Annotated in this window: 19 protein-coding genes; 14 read left to right on the plus strand and 5 right to left on the minus strand. The window is 63.6% G+C overall.

Annotated elements, in window-relative coordinates; translation table 11 throughout:
• The first annotated feature begins 28 nt into the window (after positions 1-28).
• The 6 genes from FJ978_RS27240 to FJ978_RS27265 all read left to right on the plus strand — a co-directional run bounded on the left by FJ978_RS27240 (position 29) and on the right by FJ978_RS27265 (position 5,655).
• On the plus strand, positions 29-1,045 hold the full coding sequence (locus FJ978_RS27240; RefSeq protein ID WP_140575603.1) for a DUF4424 domain-containing protein: 1,017 nt from the start codon (positions 29-31) through the stop codon (positions 1,043-1,045).
• On the plus strand, positions 1,045-1,563 hold the full coding sequence (locus tag FJ978_RS27245; protein WP_140575606.1) for a dihydrofolate reductase: 519 nt from the start codon (positions 1,045-1,047) through the stop codon (positions 1,561-1,563). Before FJ978_RS27240 ends, FJ978_RS27245 begins: the two co-directional genes overlap by 1 nt.
• 168 nt (positions 1,564-1,731) lie before the next feature.
• A complete protein-coding gene (gene hflK / locus FJ978_RS27250) occupies positions 1,732-2,847 on the plus strand; it encodes an FtsH protease activity modulator HflK (protein ID WP_140575610.1) in 1,116 nt (371 codons plus the stop codon).
• Positions 2,847-3,791: a protease modulator HflC gene (locus FJ978_RS27255; RefSeq protein ID WP_013894745.1), complete on the plus strand. Its 945-nt coding sequence runs from the start codon at positions 2,847-2,849 to the stop codon at positions 3,789-3,791. The genes hflK and FJ978_RS27255 overlap by 1 nt, the downstream gene beginning before the upstream one ends.
• 7 nt (positions 3,792-3,798) lie before the next feature.
• Complete coding sequence (locus FJ978_RS27260) at positions 3,799-3,987, plus strand: DUF2065 domain-containing protein (RefSeq protein WP_013894746.1); 189 nt, start codon at positions 3,799-3,801, stop codon at positions 3,985-3,987.
• Positions 3,988-4,137: 150 nt separating this feature from the next.
• On the plus strand, positions 4,138-5,655 hold the full coding sequence (locus FJ978_RS27265; protein ID WP_140575613.1) for a DegQ family serine endoprotease: 1,518 nt from the start codon (positions 4,138-4,140) through the stop codon (positions 5,653-5,655).
• A 29-nt stretch (positions 5,656-5,684) separates the two neighbouring features.
• On the opposite strand, the gene FJ978_RS27270 is transcribed toward FJ978_RS27265, so the two are convergent.
• Positions 5,685-6,257, minus strand: coding sequence for a GNAT family N-acetyltransferase (locus FJ978_RS27270; RefSeq protein ID WP_013894748.1), 573 nt, complete (start codon positions 6,255-6,257; stop codon positions 5,685-5,687).
• Positions 6,254-7,141 (minus strand): phosphoserine phosphatase SerB, encoded by an 888-nt coding sequence (gene serB / locus FJ978_RS27275; RefSeq protein WP_013894749.1) that lies wholly within the window; start codon positions 7,139-7,141, stop codon positions 6,254-6,256. Before serB ends, FJ978_RS27270 begins: the two co-directional genes overlap by 4 nt.
• Here serB and miaA point away from each other — a divergent pair.
• On the plus strand, positions 7,131-8,096 hold the full coding sequence (miaA, locus tag FJ978_RS27280) for a tRNA (adenosine(37)-N6)-dimethylallyltransferase MiaA (protein WP_041164177.1): 966 nt from the start codon (positions 7,131-7,133) through the stop codon (positions 8,094-8,096). The two genes, serB and miaA, sit on opposite strands and share 11 nt — an antisense overlap.
• A 105-nt stretch (positions 8,097-8,201) precedes the next feature.
• The gene (locus tag FJ978_RS27285) at positions 8,202-8,993 is read left to right on the plus strand and encodes a GGDEF domain-containing protein (protein WP_013894751.1); all 792 of its coding nucleotides are present in this window, start codon (positions 8,202-8,204) and stop codon (positions 8,991-8,993) included.
• A gap of 203 nt (positions 8,994-9,196) precedes the next feature.
• Here FJ978_RS27285 and FJ978_RS27290 read toward each other — a convergent pair whose 3' ends face one another.
• Positions 9,197-11,032 carry an ATP-binding protein gene (locus tag FJ978_RS27290; protein WP_013894752.1) on the minus strand — a complete coding sequence of 612 codons (1,836 nt, stop codon included), beginning with the start codon at positions 11,030-11,032 and terminating at the stop codon, positions 9,197-9,199.
• A gap of 166 nt (positions 11,033-11,198) precedes the next feature.
• Here FJ978_RS27290 and FJ978_RS27295 point away from each other — a divergent pair, with 166 nt between their 5' ends.
• The 3 genes from FJ978_RS27295 to FJ978_RS27305 are packed head-to-tail and all read left to right on the plus strand — an operon-like array spanning position 11,199 to position 12,661.
• Positions 11,199-11,762: an XRE family transcriptional regulator gene (locus tag FJ978_RS27295; RefSeq protein WP_140575617.1), complete on the plus strand. Its 564-nt coding sequence runs from the start codon at positions 11,199-11,201 to the stop codon at positions 11,760-11,762.
• Between the two features lie 4 nt (positions 11,763-11,766).
• Complete coding sequence (locus FJ978_RS27300; RefSeq protein WP_140575620.1) at positions 11,767-12,075, plus strand: hypothetical protein; 309 nt, start codon at positions 11,767-11,769, stop codon at positions 12,073-12,075.
• A gap of 52 nt (positions 12,076-12,127) precedes the next feature.
• On the plus strand, positions 12,128-12,661 hold the full coding sequence (locus FJ978_RS27305) for a GNAT family N-acetyltransferase (RefSeq protein ID WP_013894756.1): 534 nt from the start codon (positions 12,128-12,130) through the stop codon (positions 12,659-12,661).
• On the opposite strand, the gene FJ978_RS27310 is transcribed toward FJ978_RS27305, so the two are convergent.
• Complete coding sequence (locus FJ978_RS27310; protein ID WP_140575624.1) at positions 12,662-13,549, minus strand: LysR family transcriptional regulator; 888 nt, start codon at positions 13,547-13,549, stop codon at positions 12,662-12,664.
• A 120-nt stretch (positions 13,550-13,669) separates the two neighbouring features.
• On the opposite strand from FJ978_RS27310, the gene FJ978_RS27315 reads away from it, so the two are divergent.
• From FJ978_RS27315 to FJ978_RS27325, 3 genes are read left to right on the plus strand one after another with little or no spacing between them, the layout of a single operon-like run.
• The gene (locus tag FJ978_RS27315; protein WP_140575627.1) at positions 13,670-14,821 is read left to right on the plus strand and encodes a gamma-butyrobetaine dioxygenase; all 1,152 of its coding nucleotides are present in this window, start codon (positions 13,670-13,672) and stop codon (positions 14,819-14,821) included.
• On the plus strand, positions 14,818-15,402 hold the full coding sequence (locus FJ978_RS27320; protein WP_013894759.1) for an HD domain-containing protein: 585 nt from the start codon (positions 14,818-14,820) through the stop codon (positions 15,400-15,402). The genes FJ978_RS27315 and FJ978_RS27320 overlap by 4 nt, the downstream gene beginning before the upstream one ends.
• 29 nt (positions 15,403-15,431) lie before the next feature.
• Entirely contained in the window at positions 15,432-15,629 is a 198-nt protein-coding gene (locus tag FJ978_RS27325; protein WP_140575629.1) for a hypothetical protein, read from the plus strand.
• 58 nt (positions 15,630-15,687) lie between these two features.
• Here the strand turns inward: FJ978_RS27325 and FJ978_RS27330 are convergent, their stop codons facing one another.
• Positions 15,688-17,490 (minus strand): NAD(P)/FAD-dependent oxidoreductase, encoded by a 1,803-nt coding sequence (locus tag FJ978_RS27330; RefSeq protein WP_140575632.1) that lies wholly within the window; start codon positions 17,488-17,490, stop codon positions 15,688-15,690.
• Positions 17,491-17,835: the final 345 nt, after the last annotated feature.

The following is a 17,835-nucleotide window of genomic DNA, read 5'->3' on the forward strand; positions in this document are numbered from 1 at the left end:
TCGCGACATTCTCGCCGAGGGAGCTTTCATGTTGCGATATATGCTGAGCGCGGTGCTGGTCTTCTCGACCGTGCCAGCCTTTGCCAATGATTCAGTGGCCGAACTCGGCACCGGCGGCCTGATCCTGTCGCGCAGTGACGCCGTGGCGATGCAAAGCGAGGATCTGTTCATCTCACCCGAAAAGGTGACGGTCGACTACGTCTTCCACAACAACACCGACAAGGATGTCGATGCGATCGTCGCCTTCCCGATGCCCGACATTTCCGGCAATCCCGAAGAGATGCCGGCCATTCCCGAGAACCAGAGCGACAACTTCCTTGGCTTCGAGGTGACGATCGACGGTGTCGCGGCAAAGCCGCAGCTCGAGCAGAAGGTGTTCGCGCTCGGCATCGATATCAGCGCCGATTTGAAGGCGCAGAACGTGCCGTTCAATCCGTTCGGCGACGCGGCCAAGGCTGCCCTGGCGAAGCTGCCGCAAGCGGTGGCGGACGATTGGGTCAATCGCGGCATCATCATCGAGGATACCGCCGATGACGGGAGCGGCATGAAGTCCAGCTATGCGCCGTTCTGGCAGCTGCGCTCGACCTATTGGTGGCGCTCGACCTTTCCCGCCAACAAGGACGTTCATGTCGCGCACCGCTACAAACCGAGCGTCGGCGGCACCTCTTCGGTCAGTTTTTTCAACGAGGGCCAGTTCCAGGGCGCATATGCGGCCTACAAAACCCGCTACTGCATGGACGACACGTTCGAAAGAGCGGTGCGGAAGGCTGCGAAGGACAGCCCCGACGGCTACCCGAAATATTATGAAAGCCGCATCGCCTATATCCTGACCACGGGCGGCAACTGGGCGGCAGGTACCATCGGCAAGTTCAAGCTGACCATCGACAAGGGCAACCCGAAGGCCCTGGTCTCGTTCTGCGGCGACAATGTCAAAAAGGTTGGGCCGACGAGCTTCGAGATGACCGCTGACGATTTCTATCCCGAGCACGACATCGACATCCTCTTGCTTGAACCGTCGGACAGCAGCGGCGGGGACGCGAACTGATGCATGTCGCGATCTACGTTGCCATCGCCGAGAATGGCGTGATCGGCCGGGACGGCGGGCTGCCCTGGCGGCTCTCCACCGATCTCAAGCGGTTCAAGGCCGACACGATGGGCAAGCCCATCATCATGGGCCGCAAGACCTATGAGGGCATCGGCCGGCCGCTGCCGGGCAGGCTGAACATCGTCGTCACGCGCGACAAGGCCTGGCGCGCCGAGGGCGTCGAGGTGGCGCATACGCTGGAGGCCGCGATCCAGCTGGCGAATGTGCGCGGACGCTGCATGACGGGCGTGGACGAGGTCTGCGTCATCGGCGGCGGCGAGATCTATGCCCAGGCACTGCCGCTGGCCGACCGGCTGCATGTCACTCATGTTCTGGCCGCCGTCGACGGCGACGCGCATTTTCCGCCGATCGACCCGAAATCCTGGCGTATGGTGAGTGCGCAGGAGGTTCCCGCAGGGGAAAAGGACAGTCACGCGACGCGCTATTCGGTTTACGAGCGCCGCCGCGAGATACATTGATAGACAAAAAGGGCATTGAAAGACGACAAAGGGTCGCGACCGGTCCAAATCGGACGAAGTCGGCGGCGCATCGCGTTGAAAGCGTGCCGTGGCGACCCTATAGAAGAACAACACTGGATTTGCGCCGTAACTCCGGCGCTTGAGGGAATTCCAAGCGAAAGGACATTCATGCCCTGGAACGACAAGAGTGGCGGAGGCGGCGGCCCGTGGGGCGGCGGCGGCAACAATCAGGGACCCTGGGGGCAGGGGCCAAAGGGACCGAGCGGCCCGCAGGGTTCGCCTCCCGACCTCGAAGACATCATTCGCCGCGGCCAGGACAGGCTGCGGCGCGCGCTGCCCGGCGGTGGCGGCGCCAGTCCGGCCGTGTTCGGGCTGATCGCCGCTGTACTGGTCGTTCTATGGGCGTTCCAGGCGGTCTATACCGTGCAACCGGACGAAGTCGCGGTCGAACTGCGCTTCGGCAAGCCGAAGGCCGAACTCTCGCAGCCCGGCCTGCATTTCCATTGGTGGCCGCTTGAGACCGTCGAGACTGCAAAGATTTCCGAGCAGCTCGTCGACATTGGCGGCGGCAACACCAGCGGCAACGGCCTGATGCTTTCGGGCGACCAGAACATCGTCAACGTGCAGTTTTCGGTTGCCTATCAGGTGTCCGATCCCCGGGCCTATCTGTTCGACGTCTCCGACCCGGACGGCATGCTGCGGCAGGTCGCCGAAAGCGCCATGCGCGAAGCCGTGGGCCGCAGGCCGGCACAGGACATCTTCCGCGATGACCGCCAGGGCATAGCGGCGTCGGTGCGCGAAATCATCCAGACGACGCTGGACGGCTACAAGGCCGGTCTCAACGTCAACGCCGTCTCGATAGAGGATGCGGCACCGCCACGCGAAGTGGCCGACGCCTTCGACGAGGTGCAGCGTGCCGAGCAGGACGAGGACAAGTTCGTCGAGCAGGCCAATCAGTATTCCAACCAGAAGCTTGGCCAGGCGCGCGGCGAGGCGGCACAGGTTCGCGAAGACGCGGCCGCCTACAAGAACCGCGTGGTGCAGGAAGCCGAAGGTGAGGCCCAGCGCTTCATCTCGGTCTACGACGAATATGTCAAAGCGCCCGATGTCACGCGCAAACGCCTTTATCTGGAAACCATGGAGAGGGTTCTGAAGGACTCGAGCAAGGTCATCGTCGAGCAGGGCAACGGACAAGGTGTCGTGCCCTATCTGCCGCTCCCGGCACTGCAGCCCAAGCCGCCGGCACCGGCCGCGCCTGCCGCGAACACGGGAGGGAACCAGTGATGGCCAACCGTCTTCCCATCGTCGTCGCCATCGCGGCGGTCATCCTGTTCCTGATCTATTCCTCCGTCTTCGTGGTCAATGCGCGCCAGCAGGCGCTGGTGTTGAGGTTCGGCGAGATCGTCGACGTGAAGAGCGAACCCGGCATCTATTTCAAGGCGCCGTTCTCGTTCTTCGACGCCGACACGGTGCAACTGATCGAGAACAGGGTGCTGCGCTTCGACCTGGACAACATCCGCGTCCAGGTGTCGGGCGGCAAGTTCTACGAAGTCGATGCCTTCATCGCCTATCGCATCTCGGATCCGCGCGTCTTCCGTGCCGCCGTGTCCGGCCAGATCGAACTGGCGGAAGCGCGGCTCAGAACGCGTCTCGACGCTGCCTTGCGCCGCGTCTACGGTCTGCGCGACTTCGAGGCCGCGCTTTCGGAACAGCGTGCGGTGATGATGCGCGAAGTGCGCGATCAGCTCCGGCCCGACGCCACGTCGCTTGGCCTGCAGATCGAGGATGTCCGCATCCGCCGTACCGACCTGACGGCCGAGGTTTCGCAGCAGACCTACGATCGCATGAAGGCGGAGCGGCTGGCCGAGGCCGCCAGGCTGCGGGCACGCGGCAACGAAGCGGCACAGCGCATCACGGCACGCGCCGATCGTGAAGTCGTCGAGATCGTGGCCGAAGCGCAGAAGGAGTCCGAGATCCTGCGCGGCGAGGGCGAAGCCCAGCGCAGCGCCACCTTCGCGGGAGCTTACCAGCGCGACCCGGCTTTCTTCGATTTCTACCGGTCGATGAATGCCTATGGCACCGCGCTGGACAACACCGGGACGACGATGGTGCTGTCGCCGAGCTCCGAGTTCTTCCGCTTCTTCCGCAATCCCGACGGCAAGGAAGGGCCGGCAAACCCGGCACCGGCGCCCGCCGCGCCGGCGACACAACCCAGCACCGGCCAGTAACGGGCCGGTGCAGGATTTCTTCGCGGCGATAGGCCTGGTCCTTGTCATAGAGGGCCTGGTCTATGGCGGCTTCCCCGGCTTTGCGAGGAAGCTCGCGGGCGAGGTGCTGTCCATGCCGGAAAATGCCTTGCGGATCGGCGGCCTGGTGGCGATCGCCATCGGTGTCGGCATCGTCTGGCTGGTGCGCGGCGGATGAGAGCGGCCGGCTTTCGTCTCCGGAATAATGGAGGATTTATCCTCTGCCGATAGTCATAGCCGCAAACGTGCCGTATTTTTTGCCAAGATGGCGCAACGCGGTATCTTCGCCATTGCGCTTTCTTTTTCAGACATACCGGGAGGCTTCTCGATGACATCCACACTCCTCTTGCGCGCGGCACGGCGGACGTTCATCGCTGGCGCGGCGGCGCTTCTCGTCGGCGCCGTTGCTGTCCCGTCCTTCGTGACCCCGACATTCGCCGCCGACGGGCCGGCCTCGGTGGCGGACCTTGCGCAAGGACTGCTCGGCGCGGTGGTCAACATCTCGACCTCGCAGACGGTGAAGGGTACGGAAGGTCCGGGCGCGGTGCCGATGCCGCAGCTGCCCGAGGGCTCACCCTTCCAGGACTTCTTCGACGATTTCTTCAAGAACCGGGGCGGCGACAAGGACAATGGCGCGCAGAAAGTGCAGTCGCTGGGGTCCGGTTTTGTCATCGACGCCGAACAGGGCATCGTCGTCACCAACAACCATGTGATCGCCGACGCCGACGACATCGAGGTCAATTTCTCCGACGGCATCACGTTGAAGGCGACGCTGGTCGGCACCGACACCAAGACGGATGTCGCGGTGCTGAAGGTCGATCCGAAAGGCCACAAGCTGACGGCGGTGAAGTTCGGCGATTCCACCAAGATGCGCGTCGGCGACTGGGTGATGGCGATCGGCAATCCGTTCGGCCTCGGCGGCACCGTCACCGTCGGCATCGTCTCGGCCCGCAACCGCGACATCAATTCCGGCCCCTATGACGATTTCATCCAGACCGACGCCGCGATCAACCGCGGCAATTCCGGCGGCCCGCTGTTCAACAGCGCCGGCGAGGTCATCGGCATCAACACGGCGATCATTTCGCCGTCCGGCGGCTCGATCGGTATCGGCTTCTCAATCCCCTCGCAGCTCGCCTCGGGCGTTGTCGAACAGCTGCGCCAGTATGGCGAGACACGGCGCGGCTGGCTCGGCGTGCGCATCCAGCCGGTGACGGACGATATCGCCGAGAGCCTCGGCATGGCGACCGCCAAGGGCGCGCTGGTCGCCGGCGTCATCAAGGGCGGTCCTGTCGACAACGGCACCATCCAGGCCGGCGACGTCATCCTCAAGTTCGACGGCAAGGATATCCATGAAATGCGCGACCTGCCGCGCGTGGTCGCCGAAAGCCCGGTCGGCAAGGCGGTCGACGTGCTGATCGTGCGTAAGGGCGTCGAGCAGACCGTGAAGGTGACGCTCGGCCGGCTCGAGGATGGCGAGAAGGCCGCCAACGCCGAAGAAGGCGGCAATACCGATCAGGACAAGGGCGACAAGGCTCCGGCCGTCTCGACGGCCTCCGTGCTCGGCATGACCGTCGGCGAACTCAATGACGAGACGCGCAAGAAGTTCAGCATCGCGGCCGATGTGTCGGGCGTCGTCATCACCGATGTCGCCAAGGATTCGGCCGCTTCGGAGCGCGGCATCCAGCCCGGCGAGGTGATCACCGAGATCGCCCAGGAATCGGTTGCCACGCCCAAGGACGTCATGGACCGGATCGGTGCCCTTAAGGAACAGGGGCGCAAGAACGCGCTGCTGATGCTGGCGTCGAAGACCGGCGAGTTGCGCTTCGTGACGATCCGGATGGATTGAGATTTCAATCCGGCGATTCAAAAAGGCGGCTAACCGGCCGCCTTTTTTCTTGCTTGCCAGTCCTTGCGCGAAAGCCGGTAGAGCACATGCCGCTTGAGTGCGGGGTGGCTGTCGGGAATGTTGGGATGATCGAAGTCGGCTGATGGATCGGCTGTCATGCCGAGACGTTCCATGACGGCCGTGGAGCGGCGGTTGGCCGCGACGGCGAATGACACGATTTCATCGAGGCCAAGCGTCTCGAAGCCGTAGGCTAGCCACGCCTCGGCTGCCTCGGTGACGTAGCCCTTGCCCCAGAAGTCAGGCGCCAGCCGCCAGCCGATCTCGACGGTGCCGGCCGGCAGGGACGGCACATGATCGGTGTCGAGGAGGCCGACAAAGCCGATGCACTCGCCCGTGGCGACAATTTCGGCTGCCGCGAAACCGTAACCATCCTCAGCGATCCAGGCGCGGAATTCATCCATCTTGGCGTCCGCCTGGGCGCGGTCGCGGCGGAACGGGAAGAACTCCATGACCCGTTCGTCGGAGTTGATGCGGTGGAACAGGTCGCGGTCGCGGTCTTCCCAGTTGCGCAGGATCAGGCGCTCGGTTCGCAATGGTTTCATTGCACGAATTCTTCCTGGCGATAGCCCTGCAGATAGAGCAATGCGGTCAGGTCGCCATGGTCGATGCGAATCTTGGCCTGGGCCGCCACGGTCGGCTTGGCATGGAGCGCGACACCGGTGCCGGCCAGGCGGATCATGTCGAGATCGTTGGCACCGTCGCCGACGGCGATCGCATCAGCCGGTGTCAAGCCGAGGCGGGCGGTGATTTCGAGCAGCGCATCGGCCTTGGCGGCGCGGCCAAGGATCGGCTCGCCGACCAGCCCGGTGAAGCATCCGTCCTGTTCAAGCAAGCGGTTGGCTCGGTTCTCCTGGAACCCAAGCATGGCCGCGATGCGCGTGGTGAAGACTTCGAAGCCGCCAGACACGAGCGCCGTCCAGGCGCCGTTGGCGCGCATGGTCTGAACCAGGGCGCGGCCGCCTGAGGCCAATGTCAGCCGGTTGGTGACGATGCGGTCGACCACGGCGGCTTCGAGGCCCTTCAGCAGCGCCACGCGTTCGCGCAGCGCCGGTTCGAAAGCGATCTCGCCATTCATCGACCGCGCCGTGATGACGGCAACACGATCCTTGATGCCGATCTCGTCGGCCAGTTCGTCGATGCATTCCTGGTCGATCATGGTCGAATCCATGTCGGCGATGAGGATCTTCTTTCGCCTTGCGTCAGCCTGCTGGACGATCACATCGACCGGCTCCGCGGCCAGTGCGGCGCGCAGGACGGCGGTGGTTTCGGCGGCGTCGGCTTCTTGCGGCAGGGCAAGATCGCAGGCAATCCCTTCGGCCAGCCAGACGACGGCGCTTGCGCCCACCGACCGTGAGGCCATATTCGCAAGCGACGGCGACAGAGCGCGGTCAGCGGGACGGGAAACAAGCGTGGCAATGAGCGGCATCGAGAATTCCGGCGCGGGTGCGGGCGAAGGCCGCGTGAAGAACGCGATCCTGATAGCCGGGCCGACCGCCAGCGGCAAGTCGGCACTGGCGCTCGACTTGGCAGAACGCACGGGCGGCGTCATCGTCAACACCGATTCCATGCAAGGCTATTCGGTTCTCGACGTGCTGACCGCCAGGCCGGGAGCGGCCGACCTCGCACGAGCGCCGCATTTTCTCTATGGGCACGTCCATCCCGGCACCGCCTACTCGACGGGAGCATGGCTGCGCGACGTGACGAAGCTGATCGACGACGGCGCGCTCTCGCGACGGCCGATCTTCGTCGGCGGCACCGGGCTTTACTTTCGCGCGCTGGCCGAGGGCATTTCGGAAATGCCCGACATTCCCCAGCAGGTGCGCGACCGCTGGCGCTACGAACTGAAGGAACAGGGATCGGTCAAGCTGCATGGCATCCTGCTGCGCGAGGATTCGAGAACCGCCATGCAATTGAAGCCCACCGACAGCCAACGCATCGTGCGCGCGCTCGAAGTGCTCGATGCATCCGGCCGATCGATCCTGGAATGGCAGGCCGAGCGCGGCCGGCCGCTCATCGACAGGCAGACGGCGCATTTCCGGGTCATCGAGCCGGACCGGGCTGTGCTGGTCGATCGCATCGAAAGGCGTTTCGACCAGATGCTGGACAAGGGCGCGCTGGAGGAAGTCAGGCAACTTGCGGCTCTTCATCTCGATCCGGACCTGCCGGCGATGAAGGCGATCGGCGTTCGTGAGCTGCAGGGCGCGATGGCCGGGCAATCCAGTTTTCCCGAGGCGATCGAACGCGCCAAGATCGCGACGCGGCAATATGCCAAGCGGCAGGCGACCTGGTTCCGGCATCAACTGGGGCCGGAATGGCAAAGATTGCGCCCTGGTGACGATCTCGAAACCACGATCCAAGCACTTGTTGCCAATACAACCTGAAAAGTTGACCCCAAGGAAAGAGTTCCCGCCGAGGTTGTCCAAGTTAACGCTCCGTAAGTCGGTCCGTGCCATAAAGTCGATGGGCACTTTTCCATCGGGGAGCAGATGCGTTTCCATAAGGCGGAATCAGCATTTTTCGTCTTTATCTTCGTGATCCTGGCCGCGGGCCTGGTGACGCTGCATGCCTATGGACAACTGCAATCCTTCGCCACGGAACTCCATACGGCTTCGGGCCTGGACAAGGTCATCTACCTCAACAAGCTTTTGTTCGCGACAGGCGTGCTGCTTGCGACCGCACTGTTTTTCGGCATCTTCTTCATCTACCCGCTGATCCGCAAACAGGCGACGGAGGAAGGCAAGCTGCGCGCCATGACGGTTTCGCTCAGCGCGCGCTCCGAAACGCTCGAGCACGCGGCCCTGACCGACAGCCTGACCGGGATGCAGAACCGGCGTTATTTCGACGACGCGCTGAAGGAATATCTCGAAGAGTTCAGGCGCATCGAAAAGCCGGTCGGGCTGATGATCCTCGACCTCGATCATTTCAAGCAGGTCAACGACACACACGGCCACGACGTCGGCGACGAGGTGCTCAGGGCCGTGGCCAGTTGCCTGAAGGACATGACACGCTACCACGACGTGGTGGCGCGGCTGGGCGGCGAGGAGTTCGCCGTGGTTACGCCCAACATGGATGCGGAGCTTCTGGGCAAATTTGCCGAGCGGATCCGCAAGGCGATCGCCAACATGTCGGTGCTGACAGGCAATGTCCGGCTCAAGATCACGACCAGCGTCGGCCTTGCCGTCTGGGACAGGCAGGAAACGGCGGAAGATTTCTATCGCCGCGCCGACCGCCAGCTCTACGAGGCCAAGCGACAAGGCCGCAACCGCGTCTGCGCCTAAAATCCCATCACTGAATTCGTGAGGCCGGCCGTTTGATGCCGACTTCTGCGCTTCCGGTGCTCACGGACTGAATGTCCGCTCCGCTCCGGTTCTCGAATTCGACACCAATATTCCCTGACGGGATTTGCCCAAGCTGGTCAACGGCTCTTGGATGTTTGACGCAGATACTTCGAGCTATCGGCGGATGGACCCGATTGCCAGGCTCAATCGTTCTGCGGGCGCAGGCCGAAGGTGGCGGGCTTGAGGCCGTAGCGCATGTCGAAATCGTCGTCCGATTGGACGCGGGTGGTGGCCGGCGGCTTGCGGTAGTCGGGATCGCCTGCCTGTCTGCCGGAATCGACCACTTCGGCGAACGGCATGCCCTGCGGCTGCGGCTTGGGCACGTTGCGCAGCCGCTCGACGATCGCCACCAGATCGACGTCGTCGTTTAATTTCGCTGCTTCCTGCTGCTCTCGCTTCGATGCACCGGGAAGCAACTCGGCGGGCAGTCTTTCGAACTTCAGCCGCATGGTCGTCGCCACGCCTTCGCCGAAGGCGATGGCTTCGCGCTGGCCCATGGACGACAGGAAGGCGAGCGTGGAGGCGGACGAGTCGGCGATGGCCGAACGGATGATCGCCTGGTCCTGCTCGTTGGCGAGGCGCATGGCGAAGAAGGTCGAGCACTGCGACAGGATGGTCGGGTCGAGTTCGCCCGGACGCTGGGTGACGACGCCGAGATAGCAGCCGTATTTGCGGCCTTCCTTGGCGATACGCGACAGCGCGTGCCTAGTCGGCGCGAAGCCGAGGCGGGCGTCGGCCGGCATGTAGCGATGCGCCTCTTCGCACAGCAGCAGGAGCTGCAGCTTGCCTTCGCTCCACAAAGCAAGGTCGAAGGCCAGGCGCGCCAGCACCGAACAGACGGAATTGACCACTTCGGAGGGCATGCCGGCCATCTCGAAGCAGGTCACCGGGCGGCCGTGATGCGGTACGCGGAAGATGTTGCCGATCGTCTCGTGGATGGTGTCCTCGATCAGACGCGAACTGAACATGAAGCGGTAGCGCGGATCGGCGGCCGCGGATTCGATGCGCGTCTTCAACGATTTGAGCGTCGGGCGCTCGTTCTTGCTTTCGAGCATGCCCATGCGCTCGTCGATCTGCTTGAGCAGGTCCGCGATGCGGTAGGGTATCGGCGTATCGGCGGTCAGCGCGTCGTTGCCGCGCCTGAGGTACGCGCCCGAATTCGGGTTGCGGTAGAGGTTCTTGGCGAGCGGAATGAGGTCGCGCAAGGCGTCGATCTCCTCCGGCACCGTCTCGCGCCCGCGAAACAGCACCTCGGCGAACTCCTCCAGCTTGAACATCCAGAACGGCAGGTCGAGCGTCTTGGAATCGACCCTGACACAATATTCGGGCAGCGATGCCGCGAACTCGTTGTGCGGGTCAAGGATCAGGATGCGCAGATCCGGCCGCGCCGCGATCGATTTGCGCAGCAGGAGCGAGACGGCGGTGGACTTGCCGACGCCGGTGGTGCCGACGATGGCGAAGTGGCGCGCCAGCGTGTCGTCGATGGCGATGTTGGCGGCGATCGTCTCGTCCTGCGACAGCGAGCCGATGGTGATGGAATGGCGGCCGGCCAGATCGTAGACCGCCTGCAGATCCCGGCTGCGGATGCGGTGCGCGACGGCGCCGATATGCGGATAGGTGGTGATGCCGCGGTCGAAGATCGGCTTGGCGCCGGGCTCAGCACCGTCACGCACTTCGCCGATCAACTCGATGCTGACCTCGATGGCGTTCTGGCCTTCATTGTTCCAGGCGCGGTCCGACTTGCCGATCGCATAGACGAGACCAACGGTGCGCGTCGTGCCCAGGTTGATCGAGATCATCTTGCCGACCGTCCACAGGCCGGTGACCGCGCCGTCGACTTCGTCTGCAAAGGCGCTGATGGTGGCGCGGGCGCCGTCGCATTGCACGACGTTGCCAAGGATGCGCCTGTCGTTCTGCTCCGCGTGGCGGCGCTCCTGCGATGTCGGTTCTCCGACGGAAGCTTCGCGTTCGACAAACATGGACAGGACAATCCCCATTTCCCTGGAGCATCGACCCTACGGGAACGGGGTTAAGGTCGGGTGAGGTCGGATGGTGTAGAGAGGATTAAAGAGCCAGCTAAAATTGTCGCGAGATGGCTCTTCTCCCATCTTGTCTCCAATCTTGGAATTTCGCTATACTGGACGAATGGATGATATAGCGAACGACATTTCCTCCACCATCGGCAGGCGCATACACGCCGAGAGGGTCATGCGTGACTGGTCGCTGGCGGAGCTTGCCGAGCGATCCGGGGTTTCCAAGGCGATGTTGAGCACGATCGAGCGCGGCAAGACCAGCCCGACCGCGGCTCTTCTGGTGCGGATCGCCGCCGCTTTCGGCATGACGCTGTCGACCTTGATCGCACGGGCGGAATTGCAGGGTGGTGGGCTGCTGCGCGAGAGCGACCAGCCTATGTGGCGCGATCCCGATACCGGCTATGTCAGGCGGCATCTTTCACCCGCCTGCGACATGCCGCTCGAACTGATCAAGGTGCATCTGCCGGCGGGCGCCAAGGTCAGTTTTCCGGCCGCGTCCTACGCCTTCATCAAACAGCAGATATGGCTGATTTCCGGGCGGCTCGAATTCATCGAGGGCGATGTGGCACACACGCTCGAGCCCGGCGACTGCTTGGCGCTCGGGGCGCCGTCGGACTGCACCTTCCATGCGCTGGAGACGGGCGCCGACTATCTCGTGGCGCTGGTCAGGGGCTGAGATCATGGCAAGACGGCCAAAGCGCTCCCACAATGGGGGGCCGCCTCTCGATGACTACAAGGGACCGCCATGGGGCAAGGGCGATCCCTACATCTTCCTCGCCTGGCAGGCCGCCCATGCCAGGGCATGGAAGGCGCCGAGCCGTGATGTCATGTTGATGCGCATGGACAAGGCCGAGCGGCTGGGCCTGACCTATGAGGAATACACGCTCGAGATCCTGGAGCGCGGGCGTCATCTCGGGCAAGAAGACGCCGACCGCATCAGCGCCATCAAGGCCGCGCGCAAACGGCGTCGTGTACGCCAACTGGGCTGACCGGGGCAAGCTTGCTTCACTCATTTCACTGCTTCCAAAGGATATCGAAGGCATGAATTCCATCGAAATCGAAGCCCTCGGCGCACGTCCGGACACGCTGGCGATGCTGGCCGACCTGCTGGTCGAAACGGTTGCCGCCGGCGGATCGGTCAGCTTCATGCATCCGCTGGCACCGGAAGCGGCAACCGCATTCTGGGAAAGATCGCTGGCAGCGGCGGCAAAAGGGGAAAGGGCGGTGCTTGGCGCCTGGGACGGCAAGGCCCTGGTCGGCACCGTCACCCTGCTGCTCGACTGCCCACCCAACCAGCCGCACCGGGCCGAGATCGCCAAGCTGATGACATCGGTCGAACACCGGGGCAGGGGTGTCGGGACGCGCCTGATGCGGGCCGCGGAGCGTCTCGCCGTCGAGAAGGGGCGCACGCTGCTGGTTCTGGATACGGCGACGGAGGAGGGCGCTTCGGGCCTCTACGAGAGGCTTGGTTTCACCCTGGCCGGCGAAATCCCGGACTATGCGCTGAAACCGCATGGCGGCCTGACCGGCACGCTGATCTACTGGAAGCGTATCGGCACACGGGTAGGGGTATAGTCAGGCCGAGGCCACACCGGAGAGGCGCCCCAGCAGCCAGGTGCGGAAATCCTGCTCGGCGCTGGTGAGCTGTGCGGTCGATGCCTTGGTCAGGAAATGCCCCGAGCTGCTGGAAAGCTCGAAATCCGAGAGCCTGACCAGCGTGCCGCTGTCGAGCGCCGCATCGATCAGCGGGCGCGACCCCAAAAGCACGCCGGCACCGGCGCTCGCCGCTTCCATGGCGGCGACGAAACTGTCGAAGCGGTGCGATCGCTGGAGGTGGCCAGCCAATCCGGCCGCCGCGAACCATTCCGCCCACATTTCGCGTGCACCGGCGACCAGAAGCAGCGGCAGGGATGTCCAGTCGGCATCGGCAGCCAAGGCTGGAGCCGCCACCGGCACCAGCCGCTCGGCGGTCAGCCTGTCGGCTTCGCGCCCGGGAAAGGCGCCGTTGCCGAAGCGGATGTCCAGCACCGACCCCGGCAGATCGTAGTCGGTCGGGCGGTGGATCGTCACAAGATCGAGCTGGATGCGCGGCAGTGCCTGGGCGAGATCGGGAAGTGCCGGAACCAGCACCAGCAAGGCGAAGGAGATCGGCACCCGGATCGAGACGGTCTGGACGGCGCGCGGCTCGAACAGCTCCGTCGTGCTGCTGGAGATGGTAGCGAAGGCCGACTGGATGTGGGGCAGGTAGGCGGCGCCTTCCGGCGACAGCGCGACGCCTCGCGCCAACCGCGAGAACAGCCGGGTCTTCAGCCGCTCCTCCAGAAACCGGATGTGCTGGCTGACGGCCGCCTGGGTGAGGCCGAGTTCGGCGGCCGCCGCCGTGAAATTCGACAGCCGCGCGGCAGCCTCGAAACTGCGCAGCCAGTCGAGCGGCGGCAAGGTGGGAATGGTTTTTCGAGGCATTAGCTATCTGCGGTCTTTGGCCAAAAAATGATAATTTGAGTTATGCCTTTCGTGGGGCGAACATGCAATCGAAACCCTGCGGATCCGGCCGTGGGGTGTAGCGGACAGGGACGGATTTCCATGCTCACCCACGCGCTGGTTGGCGACGAAGGCAGAACGATCGAACTTGGCTGGAAGGACGGGAGACGCACCCGCTTTCACGCCATCTGGCTGCGCGACAACGCGCTCGACGACAGGACGCGCAGCGCCGGCAACGGCCAGCGCCTCATCACCATCCTCGACATTCCGGCCGAGACGAGAATTGGCGCGGCGGCGATCAAGGCTGGCATGCTGGAGGTCAGCTTCGTGCCGGAAGGAAAAACGGTCAGCTTTCCCGCGCAATGGCTGAGTGCCAACGCCTATGACCGCGATGAGCTCCGCCAGCCCGGCTGGACGGGCGATATCATCCAGCGCTGGACGAAAGCGACGATGCAGAATTCGCTGCCGCGCACCAGTTACCCGGCAGCCAGCCATGGCCGCAGCGTCCTGCGCGAGTGGCTTTCGGCGGTGAGGACCTATGGCTTTGCGGTGATGGACGGCCTGCCGGCCGAATCCGGGGCGCTTTGCAAGGTCTCCGACCTGTTCGGCTACATCAGGGAAACCAATTACGGCCGCTGGTTCGAAGTGCGCGCCGAGGTCAATCCGAACAATCTTGCCTACACCAATCTCGGTCTCCAGGCACACACCGACAATCCCTATCGCGATCCGGTGCCGACGCTGCAGATCCTGTCCTGCATCGAAAATACGGTGGAGGGTGGCGAATCGAGCGTTGTCGACGGTTTTGCCGTCGCGGCTGCCTTGCAGGCCGAGAACCCGGAAGGCTTCCGGCTGCTGAGTTCATGCCCGGCGCGTTTTGAATATGCCGGCTCGTCGGGCGTGCGGCTGCAGGCCAAGCGTCCGATGATCGAGCTCGGTCCCGATGGCGAACTGATCTGCATCCGCTTCAACAACCGTTCTTTGGCGCCGACCGTTGACGTGCCCTTCGCCGACATGGACGCCTACTACGCCGCCTATCGCCGGTTCGCCGAGCTGATCGAGGATCCGTCCTTCGAAGTCACCTTCAAGCTCGAGCCCGGCCAGGCCTTCATCGTCGACAACACCCGCGTCATGCATGCCCGCAAGGCGTTTTCGGGCACCGGCAAGCGCTGGCTGCAAGGGTGCTACGCCGACAAGGATGGCCTGTTGTCGACGCTCGCCGCGATCGAACAAGGTTTCAAGGAGGCCGCGGAATGAGCGGCCAGGATTTGAACGCGGACAACATCGTCGAATTCATCGCCGACATTTTCGAGCGCCGCGGCGCGGAATCCTATCTTGGCGAGCCGGTGACGATGTCCGAGCACATGCTGCAGGGGGCGTGGCTGGCGGAGCAGGACGGTGCGCCCGAGGTGCTGGTGGCGGCCGCACTGCTGCACGACATCGGCCATTACACCAGCGAGTTCGGCACCTACTCGCCCGAGGATGTCGAGGACAAGCACCATGACGAGGCCGGCGGCGAGGTGCTGGCGCCGTTCTTTCCGCCTGTCATCGTCGAATGCGTCAGGCTGCATGTGGCGGCCAAGCGCTATCTCTGCGCCACCGACCCGACCTATTTCTCCAAGCTGTCGCCGGCTTCGGTTCATACGCTGTCGCTGCAAGGCGGACCGATGAACGCCGACGAGGTGGCCGAGTTCCGCAAGAACCCGTTCCATGAGGACGCGGTGCGGGTTCGCATCTGGGACGAGGGCGGCAAGGTCGCCGACATGAAGACGCGGGCGTTTCGCGATTATGTGCCGTTGCTGCAGCGGGTGGTTCGCGACTTCGCCAACCGCGCCTGACGCAACCAGTCACCGGGAGGAGACCGCCCATGTGTTTCTGCTTCGACGTCGACAATGCGGTGGCCGAATACCGGCCGGATGCATGCCGCGAGCGCCTGACTGGCGCGGCCCCACCGCATCGCCGATCTATCGCGGGGGAGGCCCGGCCGGCTCGCCCCGCCTTGTCCGACGAGCGCAAGGTCATCCAGCGCTGGGCCGAGGCGAGCGGCGTGACGTTGCGCGGCTGAAACGAAGGCCCGCGCGGCGAACATGCCGCGCGGAAATTCAAGAAGGCTGGGTGTGTCGTTAGCCTTTGTGGTGCACCTGCTGAAGTCCGTAGACCGGCGTCGGCAGCCCGGCATGCCTGGCTTTCAACTGCAGCGACAGGAACTGCGAATAGTGGCGCGACTGGTGCAGATTGCCGCCGTGGAACCACAGCGCTTCCTGTTGCGTCGGCTTCCACATGTTGCGCAACTCGCCTTCCCAAGGGCCGGGATCCTTGGTGGTGTTCGAGCCGAGGCCCCAGCATTTGCCGACCTTGTCGGCGGTTTCGCGCGATATCAGATCGGCGGCCCAGCCGTTCATCGAGCCATAGCCGGTGGCGTAGACGATAAGGTCGGCAGGCAGTTCCGACCCGTCGCTGAGCAGAACCGAATGCTGCTTGATCTCTTCGATGTCGACGCCGCTCTTCAGCCTGATCGATCCGTCGATGACCAGCTGGGAGGCGCCGACGTCGATATAATAGCCGGAGCCGCGCCTGAGGTACTTCATGAATAGGCCGGACTCGTCGTCGCCCCAGTCGAGCATGAAACCGGCCTTTTCCAGCCCCTTGTAGAACGCCGCGTCGCGTTTCTTCATCTCGGCATAGGCCGGGATCTGGAATTCATGCAGGATCTTGTAGGGCAGGGAGGCAAAGATGAGATCGGCCTTGGCCGTGGTGATGCCGTTCTGAACCGCCTGTTCCGAATAGAGGGAGCCCAGGCCGATTTCCATCAGCGTGTCGGATCTCGAGATATGGGTGCTCGATCGCTGCACCATGGTGACGTCGGCGCCGGCTTCCCAAAGCGCGGCGGCGATGTCGTGGGCGGAATTGTTGGAGCCGATGACAACGGCCTTCTTGCCGGCATAGGCATCGGGGCCGGGATGCTTCGAGGAGTGATGCTGGTCGCCCTTGAAATTCTCCATGCCCTTGAATTTCGGCAGATTGGCCTTGCCGGACTGTCCGGTGGCCAGCACCAGCTGCTTGGGTTTCAGGGTGATGTCCTTGCCGTCGCGGTGGACGACGACGGTCCATTCCTTCTTCTCCTCGTCATAGGAGGCGCTCTTGGCCTCGGTCGAGGACCAGTAGTTCAGCTCCATCACCTTGGTGTACATTTCCAGCCAGTCGCCGATCTTGTCCTTGGGCGAGAAGACCGGCCAGTTCTTCGGGAAATCGATATAGGGCAGATGGTCGTACCAGACCGGATCGTGCAGGCAGAGCGACTTGTAGCGCTTGCGCCAACTGTCGCCGGCGCGCTCGTTCTTCTCGATGATGATGGCCGGCACGCCGAGCTGCCGCAGCCGCGCGCCGAGCGCGATGCCGCCCTGGCCGCCGCCGATGATGACCGTGTAGGGCTGCGTCTTGAAGCCGAGTTCGGCCGCCTCCTTCTCGCGTTCTTCCTTCCATGTCGGGCGGTTCTTGCCCGAGCCATGCCTGGCGCCCATCGGCCGCGCGAAGCCCGCCGGTTCCTCATGGCCTTTCAATTCGACCATGGTGGTCAGCAGCGTCCAGATCTTGCCGTCCTTCAGCCTGACATGGCCAAAGCCGCGCGCCATTTCGGTCTCGAAACTGATCCAGCCCTCGATCAGCCCGTCGCTCTCGGTCGCGTCCTCATCCCTGGCGATGGCAAAGTGTGACGGCTTGGTCTTCGACAACTGGCTCTTCAGCATGTCGCGGACCTGGTCCTTGCCCTCCATCGTCTTGATGTTCCAGGTGAAGGTGACGAGGTCGCGCCAGTAGCAGTCCTCCTGAAAACAGCCGACTGCCTTCTCGATGTCATTGGCGGCCAGGGCAGCGCCGAATTGATCGAGCAGGTCGGACAGTTTCTTGTTTGGGGCCTTGTCGAGCATAAGTTTTCCTCCGTGAAATCCAGGCCGTCATGGTTGCTCCTCCCGACTTGCAAAGCCGGACAATCAAGTATTGGCAATGAGAATAGCCTTCGTCACGCCCCACCATAGTTTCGCGTGGCTTCAAGGACTTATCCGGAAAACATGCTCCCAAGCCGGTTTGACGACGTGTCCGTCGCGAAATCGTGACGGGTATTTTTCAAATTGGGAAGCGGCTTCATCGGCGTCGCGATTTTTGTCGTTGACAGCCTGCCTTGCCCGCCCTTAGTGTCCGCCATCATGAAAAAGGCACTCATTCTCGTAGGAAGGCGCGTGGGCAAGGCGGTGTAACCGCCGGGCGAAAACCTC

Source organism: Mesorhizobium sp. B1-1-7 (genome assembly GCF_006442705.1).
Lineage (GTDB): Bacteria > Pseudomonadota > Alphaproteobacteria > Rhizobiales > Rhizobiaceae > Mesorhizobium > Mesorhizobium opportunistum.

Coding starts and splice junctions, on each gene's coding strand:
- FJ978_RS27305 (WP_013894756.1), top strand. CDS start 12,128: ATGAATTCCATCGAAATCGAAGCCCTCGGCGCACGTCCGGACACGCTG.
- FJ978_RS27285 (WP_013894751.1), top strand. CDS start 8,202: ATGCGTTTCCATAAGGCGGAATCAGCATTTTTCGTCTTTATCTTCGTG.
- FJ978_RS27330 (WP_140575632.1), bottom strand. CDS start 17,490: ATGCTCGACAAGGCCCCAAACAAGAAACTGTCCGACCTGCTCGATCAA.
- hflK (WP_140575610.1), top strand. CDS start 1,732: ATGCCCTGGAACGACAAGAGTGGCGGAGGCGGCGGCCCGTGGGGCGGC.
- FJ978_RS27290 (WP_013894752.1), bottom strand. CDS start 11,032: ATGTTTGTCGAACGCGAAGCTTCCGTCGGAGAACCGACATCGCAGGAG.
- FJ978_RS27255 (WP_013894745.1), top strand. CDS start 2,847: ATGGCCAACCGTCTTCCCATCGTCGTCGCCATCGCGGCGGTCATCCTG.
- FJ978_RS27325 (WP_140575629.1), top strand. CDS start 15,432: ATGTGTTTCTGCTTCGACGTCGACAATGCGGTGGCCGAATACCGGCCG.
- FJ978_RS27315 (WP_140575627.1), top strand. CDS start 13,670: ATGCTCACCCACGCGCTGGTTGGCGACGAAGGCAGAACGATCGAACTT.
- FJ978_RS27245 (WP_140575606.1), top strand. CDS start 1,045: ATGCATGTCGCGATCTACGTTGCCATCGCCGAGAATGGCGTGATCGGC.
- FJ978_RS27320 (WP_013894759.1), top strand. CDS start 14,818: ATGAGCGGCCAGGATTTGAACGCGGACAACATCGTCGAATTCATCGCC.
- FJ978_RS27300 (WP_140575620.1), top strand. CDS start 11,767: ATGGCAAGACGGCCAAAGCGCTCCCACAATGGGGGGCCGCCTCTCGAT.
- miaA (WP_041164177.1), top strand. CDS start 7,131: ATGAGCGGCATCGAGAATTCCGGCGCGGGTGCGGGCGAAGGCCGCGTG.
- FJ978_RS27310 (WP_140575624.1), bottom strand. CDS start 13,549: ATGCCTCGAAAAACCATTCCCACCTTGCCGCCGCTCGACTGGCTGCGC.
- FJ978_RS27240 (WP_140575603.1), top strand. CDS start 29: ATGTTGCGATATATGCTGAGCGCGGTGCTGGTCTTCTCGACCGTGCCA.
- FJ978_RS27270 (WP_013894748.1), bottom strand. CDS start 6,257: ATGAAACCATTGCGAACCGAGCGCCTGATCCTGCGCAACTGGGAAGAC.
- serB (WP_013894749.1), bottom strand. CDS start 7,141: ATGCCGCTCATTGCCACGCTTGTTTCCCGTCCCGCTGACCGCGCTCTG.
- FJ978_RS27295 (WP_140575617.1), top strand. CDS start 11,199: ATGGATGATATAGCGAACGACATTTCCTCCACCATCGGCAGGCGCATA.
- FJ978_RS27265 (WP_140575613.1), top strand. CDS start 4,138: ATGACATCCACACTCCTCTTGCGCGCGGCACGGCGGACGTTCATCGCT.